Below are 13067 nucleotides of genomic sequence, written 5' to 3' on the forward strand. Positions count from 1 at the left end.
TTAAATCCATGAAAATGTCACAAATAGATTAGACAAAATAATGATTTTTCAAACAATCGTATGATTTTATTTGACAGCCTAGCACCTTCCTCATACTCTTCTAACCACGCTAAATTCAAGCTAACTTGTTGCTACTAATATCATTACTTACTAAAGGATTCTCATTATGTCCGCAGCAGATATTATTCAAAATCTAACCTCTAAATTTAACGCTGATGCCGCTCAGGGTTTAGATTTAATTTTTCAGTTCAATATTGAAGATGCCAGCAACTACTACCTCGTGGTAAAAGACGGTACCTGTGATGTACAAGCAGGTGATGCTGATGAGCCAAACGTAACCTTGATTATGGACAGCGAAACCTTTAAAGGCATCGCTACCGGCGAAACCGACGGCATGCAAGCCTTTATGAGCGGCAACTTGCGCGCTGAAGGCGATATGATGTTAGCAATGAAACTAAGCGAGCTGTTCCCAGTCTAGTTCAGCGGCTGCTATTAAAAACCAGTGCCCTATGCGCTGGTTTTTTTATGCCTGAGTTTTGTCGCCAACCTCTGCTAAACGCTACAATGGTGCGCTTGTTGCTTGATTGAGTCGCCTTTTAAATGGATTGTGCCTGTATGTTTGTTGAAACAGCCCTGCTTATTTACCCCAGCCCGACTCACCCGTTAGTTGCCAGCGCTGAAACCTTTGCCCGTGAACACCAAATTAAACTGACGGGAATAGCTTTAGCGGATTTTTTAGCGGCTCCTGGCCGAGCATTAGATCTTGCCGAGCATGTGGTGGTGCTTGCAGATGACGAAACCATGGCTGACCTTGTTAGCCTAGCAAAAACCCTTAATTTTAGTTTGGGCATTATTCCATTGGAAAACCAAGTCAGGCTGCATGAATGGTTTATGTTTCCCACTCAAACAGATGACTGTTTACCTCTAGCTTTTCAACTGCCCAACAAATCAGTCGACGTGCTGCGCTGCAATAATGAAACGGCCTTAGGCTCAGTGATGCTCGGTGACACCCCCTTTCTTGATCAAAGCAGTAAAGCTTATCGAGCGCGCAATCAGTCGGCTTGGCGCCGTTTGGTATACACGGTGCTATTGATTATTAACAGTCTACGTAACCTATTTACTATCCACCCCTTTGGTATCACCTTAACCGTGGGCCAAAATAAGCCAGTGAAAACCGCTATTACTGGGATGATTTCCATCGAAAATAACGTCAATAATGCCGCCGCACGCATGTTGACCACCTCTATCTCGGTGCAAGATGGCAAAGTTTCCAGTATTTTAATCGCCCCTAAATCCATCATGGATTACTTGGCTTTTTTGTTAAAAGCCGTCTTTCATAAAGATAAAACCAGCGCCAAGCTGCCTAAAGCGATTAGCTATATTCGCAGCCAATACTTAAAAATTGAAAGCCAAAAACCGCTGACCTACTACCTAGATAGCCAACCACGGAGCGCCAACTGCATTGAAATGGAGCTTTATCCAGAAGCGGTTAAGCTCAATTTAAGTGATGAGTATTTTGCAGCCCAAGGTGGGCAACGGGGCGGTAAAGATACACTGAAACTAGAAAATCTGCCGCACAATGAAGAGCGCATCTCAATGATTCAACGGCGCTTGCCGCTATTTACCAATGCCGCAGAAGAAGACTTTCGAGAGCTTTTTTTACAACTACGCGACAACGCCAAAAGCCAAAGCAGCTTTATAGCCTTAATGATTCTAAGCTCACTGGTCGCCACCTTGGGTTTATTTCTTTCCAGCCCGGCGGTCATTATTGGCGCGATGGTTTTAGCCCCCTTAATGGCACCGATTATTTCTTTGGCAATGGGGGTATTGCGTAGTGAGCAACAACTGATCAAGCAATCCCTAACCACTATTGGCATTGGCGTTACCTTAGCCTTGCTGACCTCGGCCTTATTGGCACTGATTATTCCCATTTCTAAAGTCACAGGTGAAATCTCGGGGCGCTTGCATCCTAACCTGTTAGATTTAGGCGTAGCCGTTTTTTCCGGAGTGGCCGGCGCCTATGCCCACGCCCGCGAAAGCATTATGAAAAGCATGCCCGGCGTTGCAATTGCGGTCGCTTTAGTACCCCCACTGTGTGTCGTGGGTATTGGAATTGGCTGGTGGGAGTGGGAAGTAATGAGCGGTGCAGCGCTGTTGTTTCTAACTAACTTGGTCGGGATTGCCTTAGCCGCGGCAGTCACTTTTTTAGTACTCGGCTATGCCCCTTTAGTTAAAGCGCACCGTGGCTTGGTCTTGTCTTTAACCATTTTGGCGGTGATTACTGTGCCGCTCACCTTCTCTTTCCATAATATGTATCAGATCTGGCGGGTTGAGCAGGTGGTGCTTGATAAGACCTTACAAATCAACGGTAAAAACTTGCAGCTAGATAATGTGCAGGTCCAGTTTTCACGAGCTGATATTATTATCCAAGCCAATGTCAGCTCAGAGGTCAATGTTTTATATCAAGACTTAGTCGAGCTAAAACAACATCTCGAGCGTGAGCTACAGCACTCGGTCAAGCTCAAGGCCACACCACGGATCACGCTGTAACTCAACCTATTAGCCTAGCCACTAAGCATACGTGGCTAGGCTAATGCTTTACTCATCCCAGCGTGAGGCGCAGCCTAATAAATCTTCCCCTGCCCAATGGAATGTGGCGGTAAATTCATAGTCACGCTCCACCATGGTGTCTTGACAAGGCTGGCTACGAATATCCAACCAAAACTCTTGGCCTTCATACAGCCCAGAATAAGTTACCCCTTTGGCATAGGCTAAACGCTCATCGACCTTTAGCTCGATACCATCTAGATGCTCTGGAGTGATAAAACGCATCTCATGTTCAGCCAGTTCCACAGTCCAAAATGGCTCATTGCCTTGGGCTCGAAACATCGTCACCACAGTATCCTCAGCTTCCGTGCTCTGCTTACCTGTGCCCTCTAGCGCCTTAATTGCTGCCTGTGGTACTTGGGCTGAGTCAGCTTGACTGGCCTCCTCACAGCCAATCAGCAAGCCGCTGCTTAATAGCAAAAACAGGCCGCTAACGAGTGCTTTCACTGTGCCTGTTGAACTCATCTGTTGCATCGATTGATCCTCTTTAGCTACGGCTTTAGATATTCAAGCATGCCCCATATTTAGGTTGATTACTTTTTCCTGCGCGCCTGAAAAAACTCTTTGAGCAAAGTACTGGAGGACTCTGCTAACAGACCCTGTTCAAACTGCACTTTATGATTATAGCTACTTTGCTCAAATAACTGCTGCTGACTTATGACAGCACCTGATCTTGGCTCAAGGGCAGCAAACACCACCCGTTGAATGCGTGTATGGATAATTAATCCCGCACACATGGTGCATGGCTCTAATGTCACATAGAGCGTGGCGCCAGGCAAACGATAATTTTTCTTAAACTGCGCCGCCGCACGAATTGCCATAACTTCCGCATGGGCTGAGGGATCTGACTGGGCAATCGGCTGATTAAAGCCTTCACCAATAATCACGCCATTCTCCACCACCAACGCACCAACAGGCACCTCACCTAAGGCCGCTGCTTGCTTCGCAAGCGCTAAAGCGTGCTGCATAAATGCTAAGTCTTGGCTGCGATCAATATAACGCAGTGGCGTTTGCAACGCTGTTTTCGCCATTACCTAGAATCCTATTGCTGACTCCCGCCACGGGGCAAGATATTGGGCTCAATTTCTAAACTTACGGCAAATTGTTGCTGGATATCTGCGGCAATTTGTCTTGCCAACTCCAACACCTCAACGCCTGTCGCTTGACCTTTGTTAACCAACACCAAAGCTTGCTGCTGATGCACTGCGGCATCCCCTACTTGCTTACCTTTCCAGCCAGCGTGCTCAATTAACCAGCCAGCGGCAAGTTTCACTTGGCCATTAGCCAGTGGAAAACTCACCAAGCTCGGATAACGGCCACGTAACTGATCGGCATGGGCTTGGCTAACTTCAGGATTTTTAAAGAAACTGCCGGTATTCGGTAATACTTGAGGATCGGGTAATTTACTGCGACGAATCTCACAGACCAAATCACTCACTATCAAAGGCGTTGGCTGTTCAATGCCTTTTGCTGTCAGCAGCGCCTGGATATTTCCATAGTTCAACACCAATTGCGGCTGCTTGGCTAACTTCAGGGTGACATCTAAAATCAGCCATTGATCAGGCTCGCGCTTAAATCGACTATCGCGGTAAGCAAACTCACATTGCGCTTGAGAAAACACCTGTACTTGCTGAGTCTGTAAATTAACCGCGGTGAGTTCCAGCAAATAATCTTTCAGCTCTACGCCATAAGCGCCAATATTTTGTACGGGAGCAGCGCCTACGGTGCCAGGAATTAGACTCAGATTTTCTAAGCCTTGATAGCCCTGCTTAACTGTCCAACGCACCAACTCATGCCAGTTTTCCCCCGCCTGCACTTTAAGGGTAATCCCGGTGTCCGTTTCCTCTAGCACCTCAATGCCTCGGGTCGCAACCTTAAGCACTAGGTAGGGTAAATCACCGGCTAAGACTAAATTGCTGCCACCGCCCAACACCCATAATGGTCGCTGCAACTGCTCGGCATAAGCAAAAACCGCCGGTAAATCACTGACTTGAGTGAGCTCTAACAAGTAATCCGCTTGCGCGGCAATCGCTAAAGTGTTTAGTGCTTGTAAACTGACGTCCTGTTTTAGCTCAATGCTCACAAGCGCCCCTTTAATTCGGTCAACAGCTTTTGACTGGCCTGCTCAAGTAAATTCAGTACTTGCTCAAATCCTTCCTCCCCTCCGTAATAGGGATCGGGTACTTCAGATAAGGGCAGCTGATAACGCTGTAAATACAAATCCAGCTCGGCTTTAGCGGCAGCTGGCTGAATTTGTTTAAGATGCTCCAGATTGCTTTGATCCATAGCTAGAATTAGATCAAAGCGATGAAAGTCCTCGGCACTGACCTGACGTGCTTGCAGGGCAGAAATATCTATACCGCGGGCTAAGGCCGCCGCTTGCGAGCGCAGATCCGGGGCTTTCCCGGTGTGCCAATCAGCAGTACCTGCAGAGTCAACGGTGATTTGCTCCGTCAGCTGCGCTTTAGCTAGCTCGTGGCGAAACATACCTTCAGCGGTTGGCGAGCGACAAATATTTCCCAAACAAACAAACAGTACTTTCATCTTAATTCTCCCACCTTTACTTAGCTAACAGTGCCCGTACCCGTGCTAAATCTTGCTCAGTGTCGACTCCTGCCGGCGGTGCCGCGAGAGCGTCAGCCACATGAATTTGCACTCCATTCCACAGTGCCCGTAGCTGCTCAAGACTTTCTACTTGCTCAAGCTCACAAGCCCCCCAACGTACAAAATCGGCTAAAAATCCGGCGCGATAGGCATAAATACCGATATGCCGTCTAAAGTGCACATTGTTTGGCAACTCTTGTGGTGCTGCGGCTAAAGCATCTCGCGCCCAAGGTAAAGGGGCACGGGAAAAAGTTAATGCCATGCCGTGCTTATTGGTGGAGACCTTTACCACATTGGGATTAAACAACTGCTCATACTGTGTAATAGGCTCAGCTAAGGTGGCAATTTTAGCCGCGCTATGAGTGGCTAGATTCATCGCCACTTGATCAATAATAGACGCAGGAATTAAAGGCTCATCGCCTTGTACATTCACCACAATAGCCTCTTCCGGCAGATTTAATTGCTCAGCCACTTCCGCTAAACGATCAGTCCCTGACTCATGATCCGCTCGGGTCAAAACCACTTTGGCATTAAACTGCTCACAGGCCGCTGCAATTCGCTCATCATCGGTGGCAATCACAACATCTTGGGCGGTGCTTTTTTTAGCTTGCTCCCACACATGTTGCACCATAGGTTTGCCGGCAATATCTAACAATGGTTTGCCAGGTAAACGGGTAGAGGCATAGCGGGCAGGAATAACAACAATAAAAGGCTGACTCATGAATGACTATCCAAACGCTCATCGGTGGTGAGAGTGCGGGCTTCAGTTTCTAGCATCACCGGAATTTCATCACGAATTGGAAAAGCTAGCCCATCCTGTTTACACCATAATTCATTTTTTTCAGCATTATATTTAAGGCCGCTGTTACATAGGGGGCACGCTAAAATATCAAGAAGTTTTGGATCCATTGACCTGTTCCTCTTTAGGGAGTTGTAAAAGCTCAGTCAGCTTTTCTGCCCACCATGCCACAAAATTGGCGGTAGGTCGTGCGTCAACTGCTAAATACCACCAGTTATCCGCTGCAAAAGCCCTGCATTTTACCGCATCTTTCTCGGTCATGATAACGGGTAAATCATCGGCAAAGTTAAACTCTTCGCCGGTAAATACTGCATGATCGGCAAAAGCATGGGGTATTGCTTGGTAGCCAAGCCCCGTTAAGGTATTAAAAAAACGCTGAGGATTGCCAATCCCAGCCACTGCATGCACTGCCTGCCCTTGTGGGAAATGATCAAGGCTAAGCCGCTCACCGGTTTTCAGATGAATAAAGGCCGCTGGCTCAACCTGAAAAGCAAAACTGGCTGCTGAGTCGCAAGCGCCATTAAACAACACCGCATCAACACTACTCAGCCGCTCCGCTGGCTCACGCAAAGGACCACAGGGTAAACAATTGCCATTGCCCAATTGCCGCTGCCCATCAATTAGTACCAGCTCGCAGTCACGGGCTAAGCGATAATGCTGTAACCCATCATCGGATAAAATTAACTGTACATCATAGTGTTCGGTTAAGTAGCGAGCCGCTTGCGCCCGATCTGGATCAATCACCACCGGCACCTGGCTACGTTGGCTAATGAGTAAAGGTTCATCGCCTGCAATGGCGGCGCTATCACTGGCCGAAACCGCCCACGGATAAGCCGGCGGCTTAGCCCCATAGCCACGACTAATCACCCCAACCGATAGCTGTTGCTGTTTGCAATACTCGATTAACCATAAAATCATCGGGGTTTTGCCAGTCCCGCCAACCGTAATATTACCGACAATCACTACGGGTACTGCTGCCTGATAACTGAGCTCAGGTGCTTGCTGAAAACGCTTAAACTTGCGCTTAACTACACCGCGGTAGAGCCACTCTAATGGCTTAAGAAAAGTGAGCCATGAATACGGTCGACTCCAAGCGCGATAGAGCCATTGAGTAAACCTCACTACTCTACTGCCGCCTCAACCGTGGTGATCCTAAGTTTTGATATACCTAATTTAGCCACTGCATCCATTGCAGTCACTACTGACTGATGAGGTGCTGCAGCATCTGCACTCAGTAAGATCGACATCTGCGCATCATTTGTTGCTTGCTCACTAATTAACTGCATTAATCCTGATAAATCATTACTTGGTGGAGTTAACCCATTAACAGAATACATACCGTTTTGTGCAATTAGTATTTCAATGGGGGATGCTTCTACAGCCTCTGTTCCACTCACCGCCTGAGGTAAATCTACTTTTAGCTGCGTTTCACGAGTAAAAGTAGTTGTTACTACAAAAAACAATAACAGGATAAAAACCACATCAATCAAAGGAGCCAAATTAATATCGACTGGCTCTTTAACTTTACGAGGAAACTTCACAACGCTTTATCCACTTCCACAAAACGGTCGCCTTGCACTACTTCAACCAACTTGATTGCCTCCTGCTCCATATTAACTACTAACTCTTCTACGCGACGCTGTAAATAACGATGAAAAAATACAGCTGGAATAGCCACAATTAAGCCTGCCGCCGTAGTAATTAGTGCTGTTGCAATACCGCCAGCTAATTGTGAAGCATTGGCCATACCTGAGCCCATAAAGGCACTAAAGATCTCAATCATTCCAATTACAGTGCCTAATAAGCCCAGCAGTGGCGTCACTGCAGCAATAGTTCCTAAAGCGGTTAAATAACGCTCTAACTCATTAACTACCTTAGTTCCCGCCTCCTGAATAGATTCCTTCATAATCTCACGACCGTATTTTGCATTGATTAAACCGGTGGCTAGTATTTGCCCTAAAGGCGAGTCTTCTTGAAGCTTTTGCACTCGAGAGTTATTAAGCTCTTTAGCTTGATACCAGCGCCAAACTTGAGGCAATAGGTTAGGAGGACTAATACGCTTTACCTGTAAAGTCCACAACCGCTCAGCCACAATAGCCACTGCCACAATCGAACAAATGATAATTGGTAGCATTAACCAGCCACCTGATTTAACCAGTTCCCACACGCCCGTTTTATCTCCTATCGCCTAACTGCAATTTTAAAGTCTACTTGATTAATATTGAGATCTTTTAGTTTAAAATTTCGATGACTGCCAAACTGATGGAGCTAAGCTTCTATGTTTTACTTCCACTCCATCTGCAAAGTAAATCTCTATCGCCCCGTGAAGCGCGGTATCATATACCTTCACCTGTAATTGTTCTAAAGTTTTTTTAACCTCTGGGTGCGGGTGGTTATAGGAGTTGTATTTTCCTCGACTAATTACCACATTTTCTACCCCCACTCCTTCTAAAAATACTTTACCACTGGAGGTTTTACTTCCATGGTGCCCTAAAACTAACCAACTGACAGTTTGCTCAGGATGTGCTTGCAGCCACAACAGTTCTTCTTTAATTCCAGCATCCCCCAAAATTAATAATGCTTGCTCCTGAGTTTTAACAAGCAAGATGCAAGAACGCTCATTACTAGTCCCGGCTTTAGGAGCTTGCCAGATTGAAAACTGCACTTGATCCCACTCCCACTGTTTTGGCTTACAGGCTGCTTCGCCTGTTTGCGGTTCGCCATTTATCACCTGAGCAATAGGCAAGTGTTTTTTTAGTATTGCTGCTCCACCTGAGTGATCAAGATCCTGGTGAGAGATCAGCAATAGGTCTAAAGTCCGTACTCCTCTAATCTGCAAACTAGGCAACACTATGGTTTCCCCTAAGTTATTCCCACCCATTGCAGGTCCCGCGTCATACAGCATAGCCTTATGTTTAGTTTGTAATAAAATCGCTTGGCCTTGCCCTACATCCATCACCGTTACCTTTAGCGTACCTACCGGAAGGCTTGGAGGCTGATTCACTAATACTGGCAAAACCACTAAACTCAAGCCCGACTTATAAAAAAGTCCTCTTGGTGACAGTAAAGCAATCGTAAGTAAAAGAGTAATACTTAGCAGCAACGGTCTGTGCTCAATCAACAACGGCGACCAAAGCAAGTTCCACTGGGCTAAAAAATCCAATCCTAGCAGTAAACTATCAAGACTAATTTGTGCCACTCTAAGTAATGGTTCAGCAATTACAGTAATTCCGAATACTAAAAAACCAGTTGCTAATAAAGCTATTGGTAATATCCATAAGCTGACTACTGGGATCGCCAGCAAGTTAGCTATAGGTGAAACTAGACTTTGCGGTAACCCTTGAGTAATTAACACTACAAACAAACCTAAACTCACAATCAACTGCGCTCTAATTAATCCTCTCCAAGAGCGGGTTAAACGCAGGCGATAACTAAAGCACCACGCAAATATAGCTACTGCTGAAAATGACAACCAAAACCCTGACTGGTAAATAACCAAGGGCTCCAGTCCAGTAATGACTGCTAAAGCCAGCAACAAAGGTAAGTAGACTGTTAACTGCTGATATTGCCAACGCCATAACAGCACAGTTAAGCTCATAATACAGGCTCTTTGAACCGGCACACCAAAGCCTGCCAAGGCCGCATAAGCTAAAATAGCAATGGCTGTTAATAGGCAAGTTAAACTCAACCCCAAACGGCCGCTAAACCAATAGCCTAAACGACCTAAGGTAAATAATAAGCCATAAATCAGACCTGCGACTAAGCTAATATGTTGACCAGAAATCACCATCAGGTGAATGGTGCCCGTGGCGCGTAATGTACTCCATTGTTCACGACTTAACGCCGCTCCATCACCCACAATTAGCGCCAACACTGCGTCCGAATGAGCGGCAGACAAGTGAGCTTTAAGCGCTTGCTGCACCTTCAAACGCCAGCGATGATAATTGGTCTGCTGCCCTAACAACTGCCCCTGTTTAACCGTACCAGTGGCTCCGATACCTTGGGCAAATAGCCATTTTTCATAATCAAAGAGACCGGCATTTTTTAACCCATAGGGCGCTTTTAAGCTTACGGCTAAACGCCAGCGCTGCCCAGGCTGCAACTCTGGTGCTGAATACCAAGCTAAGCGTAACTTTTGAGGTAATGGGCCGCGTCTTGACTGCGCCTGCAGCAACTCAAAGCGCGTCATTGATTGCTTGCCTGCCGCTACGGTACTGGGCAACCCGCTCACCACCCCCTCTAACCACAGCGTGCGCCCATCAAAATCAGCGGCTAGCTGATCAGCTAGAGTCTGCTGGATACTCAGTTGCGCCCAACTTAGACCCGCTACCGCCGTTACTAGTAATAAGAAGCCAGGCTTAGCACTCACCCAGTAGCCCACACTGCCTAGCACCGCAACGATTAACAGCAGCCAGTTATCCCCCATTGGCCAGTAAAGTGCACTGATGATGCCAAGCACCCAAGCAAATAAAAAGTAGCCCATTGCAGTCGCCTCCTGTGACTTTTAGGACAACTAAGCGTAACCTGTTAAACTTTTACTCAGCCGACTCCGTTAGTTCCTCTGCTAAGTGTAGTTGCTACACGGTTTGTTACAGTAATTTACTGGGCTGACAGAATATAGACAGTTGATTTCAGCTATGATTTAACTGTTTTTTATTTGGGCCTAGCACGCTGTGCTAGGCCGTTTAGAGAGTGTAAATGCCACGCCAATTTATTAAACGCTTGACTCCTGATCCTGAGCGCATCAAAAACAATAAGTCTTTACGTTTTCTCGGCACTTTATTGCAGGACGCAAACCTATGGCACCTTAATCGCCACTCTATTGCCCGTGCCGTAGCCGTGGGGTTATTTTGGGCTCTCATTCCAATGCCCATGCAAATGCTTGCTGCAGCACTCGTGGCTATTCCCTTACGTGCTAACCTTCCAGTTTCGATTGGCTTGGTCTGGTTAACCAATCCCATTACCATGCCGCCGATTTTTTATGGTTGCTACAAATTAGGTACTTGGCTGTTAGGCACACCGGCTATTCAGCTACCGGATAAAATCACCTTAGCTTGGACCCTTGAGGTTGCCGCCACCCACTGGCAACCGCTGTATTTAGGTTCATTTGTGGCCGCTGTCTTAGCCGCTATTATTGGCTACGTAGGTACTCTGATGTACTGGCGCTGGTGGGTCAGCCGTTCGTGGAATCGGCGTTTACGCAAGCAAAAAAGAGCCCGAGAATTACGTGAGCAGCTTGCTCAACAAAGCAAGCAAGAACCATAAAAAAAGCCCAAGCGGCTATCCAGCTTGGGCTCAAGTGGTTACCAATCTAACCTTTAATTACTGTTGCAGTTCTTGCTCAGTAAACAAATCATCAAACAGCATGCTAGATAAGTAGCGCTCGCCTGAGTCGGGAATAATCACCACTAAGGTTTTACCCTGCATTTCTGGTTGCTCAGCCAGTTGCAGTGCAGCAGCCATAGCCGCACCACTAGAGATCCCACATAAGATGCCTTCTTCTTGCATCAAACGTAGCGCCGTTTGCTTAGCGTCCTCTGCAGTAATGGTTTTTACTTGATCAACCAAGCTTAAATCAAGATTCTTTGGAATAAATCCTGCACCAATACCCTGTAATTTATGGGGTGCTGGCTGTAACTCTTCGCCCGCTAACGCTTGACTGATGATCGGCGATTCCACAGGCTCAACAGCCACGCTCAGAATGGGCTTACCGCACGTCTGTTTAATATAGCGAGAAATTCCGGTTAAGGTACCACCTGTCCCCACCCCACTCACCAACACATCAATTGCACCATTAGTGTCCTGCCAAATTTCAGGCCCCGTGGTGGCCTCATGAATCGCGGGGTTTGCCGGGTTATCAAACTGTTGCAATAACACATAATTAGCGGGATCTTGCGCCACAATTTCATTGGCTTTATCAATCGCCCCTTTCATGCCCTTGGCTGGCTCAGTGAGTACCAGCTCAGCGCCAAGCGCTTTAAGTACTTTGCGTCGCTCCAGGCTCATTGAGGCCGGCATGGTTAAAATCAGTCGATACCCTTTAGCTGCCGCGACAAAAGCTAAACCAATGCCAGTATTACCTGAGGTTGGCTCAACTAAAGTCACCCCAGGCTTCAGTAAACCATCGCGTTCAGCTTGGGCCACCATATTAGCCCCAACTCGACACTTGACTGAGCCGGCAGGGTTACGTGATTCAATCTTCGCTAAAAGAGTAACGCCTTTAGGTCCAAGGCGATTAATTTGAACCAGCGGCGTGTGCCCGATCGATTGGGCATTGTTAGCAAATACATGACCCATAGTGAGTGTCCTTATGCAAATTAATTAAGCGCTTCAGCATATCACCCTACACTAGCACTGCAGCTATTTCTCTAACCATTATAACTACAAGATATATAGATACTGTTTTTTAGTAGTTAGCGCACAGCTAGTTCGCTAGAAACTTAATCGTTACCTGTGCCTCGGTCGTCAGTGGGGCCTGCACCATACAGGCTTTAGGTGTCACTTGACCGGCTGCCACTAAACATTCGGGAGTCGTTTGATTGCCATAGAGCATATACAGCGGCGTCTTAATCCTAACCACCTCTACCCCTTTTACCCGTGCAAACTCAACCCCTTGGCTGATCGAACTGCTGTGGGTTAGCAAACGAAACTCCCAATTGGGATACTGCAGATGATGGGGTAACTGATCAAAAACTGCGTGGGAAAACTTACCTGGTAATTGATCAGCCGATAATCTTTCTGCTGGACGACAACTAAAAAATAAGCTGACATCTACTCCCGGCTCAACAAAGCGCAGTGGCATAAAACCACCTTCCGAACAACTGGCATTGGCCAAGCGATTCACAGTGCTTTGATCAATAGTTACCCGTAAACGCTTTTTATGCTTAGCTACCCATTTTTTGGCCGCCATTTCTGGGGTGGCTGCATTAATCACTGCTGCTTGATTAGCACAGCCTGCTAAGAAGCTAAACAACAGCCCTACCCCTATGATTCGTGCAATCATCTCCAACCTTCTTGATTAACCCATAAATGCCTGAACGCTGAGTGCAGTAAGCGC

15 protein-coding genes are annotated in these 13067 nt (G+C 46.9%); 3 read left to right on the plus strand and 12 right to left on the minus strand.

All coding sequences use genetic code 11. The features are described 5' to 3' along the window. Positions 1 to 163: 163 nt before the first annotated feature. Positions 164 to 478: an SCP2 sterol-binding domain-containing protein gene (locus AC2T15_RS07125; protein WP_053099795.1), complete on the plus strand. Its 315-nt coding sequence runs from the start codon at positions 164 to 166 to the stop codon at positions 476 to 478. 137 nt (positions 479 to 615) lie between these two features. Beyond that, entirely contained in the window at positions 616 to 2550 is a 1935-nt protein-coding gene (locus AC2T15_RS07130; protein WP_486777871.1) for a DUF389 domain-containing protein, read from the plus strand. A gap of 48 nt (positions 2551 to 2598) precedes the next feature. Here AC2T15_RS07130 and AC2T15_RS07135 read toward each other — a convergent pair whose 3' ends face one another. The 10 genes from AC2T15_RS07135 to AC2T15_RS07180 form a co-directional block, all read right to left on the minus strand. Then, entirely contained in the window at positions 2599 to 3081 is a 483-nt protein-coding gene (locus AC2T15_RS07135; RefSeq protein WP_053102580.1) for a COG3650 family protein, read from the minus strand. Positions 3082 to 3140: 59 nt separating this feature from the next. After that, positions 3141 to 3638: a tRNA adenosine(34) deaminase TadA gene (gene tadA / locus AC2T15_RS07140; protein ID WP_486777872.1), complete on the minus strand. Its 498-nt coding sequence runs from the start codon at positions 3636 to 3638 to the stop codon at positions 3141 to 3143. 11 nt (positions 3639 to 3649) lie between these two features. Further along, on the minus strand, positions 3650 to 4690 hold the full coding sequence (murB, locus tag AC2T15_RS07145) for a UDP-N-acetylmuramate dehydrogenase (protein WP_486777873.1): 1041 nt from the start codon (positions 4688 to 4690) through the stop codon (positions 3650 to 3652). Continuing rightward, positions 4687 to 5151, minus strand: coding sequence for a low molecular weight protein-tyrosine-phosphatase (locus AC2T15_RS07150; RefSeq protein ID WP_486777874.1), 465 nt, complete (start codon positions 5149 to 5151; stop codon positions 4687 to 4689). Before AC2T15_RS07150 ends, murB begins: the two co-directional genes overlap by 4 nt. 16 nt (positions 5152 to 5167) lie before the next feature. Next, on the minus strand, positions 5168 to 5932 hold the full coding sequence (kdsB, locus tag AC2T15_RS07155; RefSeq protein WP_486777875.1) for a 3-deoxy-manno-octulosonate cytidylyltransferase: 765 nt from the start codon (positions 5930 to 5932) through the stop codon (positions 5168 to 5170). Then, on the minus strand, positions 5929 to 6120 hold the full coding sequence (locus AC2T15_RS07160; RefSeq protein ID WP_053099801.1) for a Trm112 family protein: 192 nt from the start codon (positions 6118 to 6120) through the stop codon (positions 5929 to 5931). Before AC2T15_RS07160 ends, kdsB begins: the two co-directional genes overlap by 4 nt. Then, the gene (gene lpxK, locus AC2T15_RS07165) at positions 6101 to 7132 is read right to left on the minus strand and encodes a tetraacyldisaccharide 4'-kinase (RefSeq protein ID WP_486777876.1); all 1032 of its coding nucleotides are present in this window, start codon (positions 7130 to 7132) and stop codon (positions 6101 to 6103) included. Before lpxK ends, AC2T15_RS07160 begins: the two co-directional genes overlap by 20 nt. After that, positions 7132 to 7551, minus strand: coding sequence for an ExbD/TolR family protein (locus tag AC2T15_RS07170; RefSeq protein ID WP_286593885.1), 420 nt, complete (start codon positions 7549 to 7551; stop codon positions 7132 to 7134). Before AC2T15_RS07170 ends, lpxK begins: the two co-directional genes overlap by 1 nt. Then, on the minus strand, positions 7548 to 8177 hold the full coding sequence (locus AC2T15_RS07175) for a MotA/TolQ/ExbB proton channel family protein (protein ID WP_286593884.1): 630 nt from the start codon (positions 8175 to 8177) through the stop codon (positions 7548 to 7550). Before AC2T15_RS07175 ends, AC2T15_RS07170 begins: the two co-directional genes overlap by 4 nt. 69 nt (positions 8178 to 8246) lie before the next feature. Beyond that, positions 8247 to 10493, minus strand: a complete 2247-nt coding sequence (locus AC2T15_RS07180; RefSeq protein WP_486777877.1) for a DNA internalization-related competence protein ComEC/Rec2 — start codon at positions 10491 to 10493, stop codon at positions 8247 to 8249. 215 nt (positions 10494 to 10708) lie between these two features. Here AC2T15_RS07180 and AC2T15_RS07185 point away from each other — a divergent pair, with 215 nt between their 5' ends. Then, positions 10709 to 11275 carry a DUF2062 domain-containing protein gene (locus AC2T15_RS07185; protein ID WP_286638921.1) on the plus strand — a complete coding sequence of 189 codons (567 nt, stop codon included), beginning with the start codon at positions 10709 to 10711 and terminating at the stop codon, positions 11273 to 11275. Between the two features lie 57 nt (positions 11276 to 11332). Here the strand turns inward: AC2T15_RS07185 and cysK are convergent, their stop codons facing one another. Next, positions 11333 to 12307: a cysteine synthase A gene (gene cysK, locus AC2T15_RS07190; RefSeq protein WP_286638923.1), complete on the minus strand. Its 975-nt coding sequence runs from the start codon at positions 12305 to 12307 to the stop codon at positions 11333 to 11335. Positions 12308 to 12434: 127 nt separating this feature from the next. Continuing rightward, the gene (locus AC2T15_RS07195) at positions 12435 to 13013 is read right to left on the minus strand and encodes a hypothetical protein (RefSeq protein WP_486777878.1); all 579 of its coding nucleotides are present in this window, start codon (positions 13011 to 13013) and stop codon (positions 12435 to 12437) included. Positions 13014 to 13067 lie beyond the last annotated feature (54 nt).

The sequence above is a fragment of the Thiopseudomonas sp. SA1F2-1K genome, assembly GCF_057443035.1.

What these genes read in the sequence shown, in the direction of transcription:
- AC2T15_RS07130 (WP_486777871.1), top strand. Translation starts at nt 616, where the DNA reads ATGTTTGTTGAAACAGCCCTGCTTATTTACCCCAGCCCGACTCACCCG.
- AC2T15_RS07180 (WP_486777877.1), bottom strand. Translation starts at nt 10,493, where the DNA reads ATGGGCTACTTTTTATTTGCTTGGGTGCTTGGCATCATCAGTGCACTT.
- kdsB (WP_486777875.1), bottom strand. Translation starts at nt 5,932, where the DNA reads ATGAGTCAGCCTTTTATTGTTGTTATTCCTGCCCGCTATGCCTCTACC.
- AC2T15_RS07150 (WP_486777874.1), bottom strand. Translation starts at nt 5,151, where the DNA reads ATGAAAGTACTGTTTGTTTGTTTGGGAAATATTTGTCGCTCGCCAACC.
- tadA (WP_486777872.1), bottom strand. Translation starts at nt 3,638, where the DNA reads ATGGCGAAAACAGCGTTGCAAACGCCACTGCGTTATATTGATCGCAGC.
- AC2T15_RS07195 (WP_486777878.1), bottom strand. Translation starts at nt 13,013, where the DNA reads ATGATTGCACGAATCATAGGGGTAGGGCTGTTGTTTAGCTTCTTAGCA.
- AC2T15_RS07135 (WP_053102580.1), bottom strand. Translation starts at nt 3,081, where the DNA reads ATGCAACAGATGAGTTCAACAGGCACAGTGAAAGCACTCGTTAGCGGC.
- AC2T15_RS07185 (WP_286638921.1), top strand. Translation starts at nt 10,709, where the DNA reads ATGCCACGCCAATTTATTAAACGCTTGACTCCTGATCCTGAGCGCATC.
- AC2T15_RS07160 (WP_053099801.1), bottom strand. Translation starts at nt 6,120, where the DNA reads ATGGATCCAAAACTTCTTGATATTTTAGCGTGCCCCCTATGTAACAGC.
- cysK (WP_286638923.1), bottom strand. Translation starts at nt 12,307, where the DNA reads ATGGGTCATGTATTTGCTAACAATGCCCAATCGATCGGGCACACGCCG.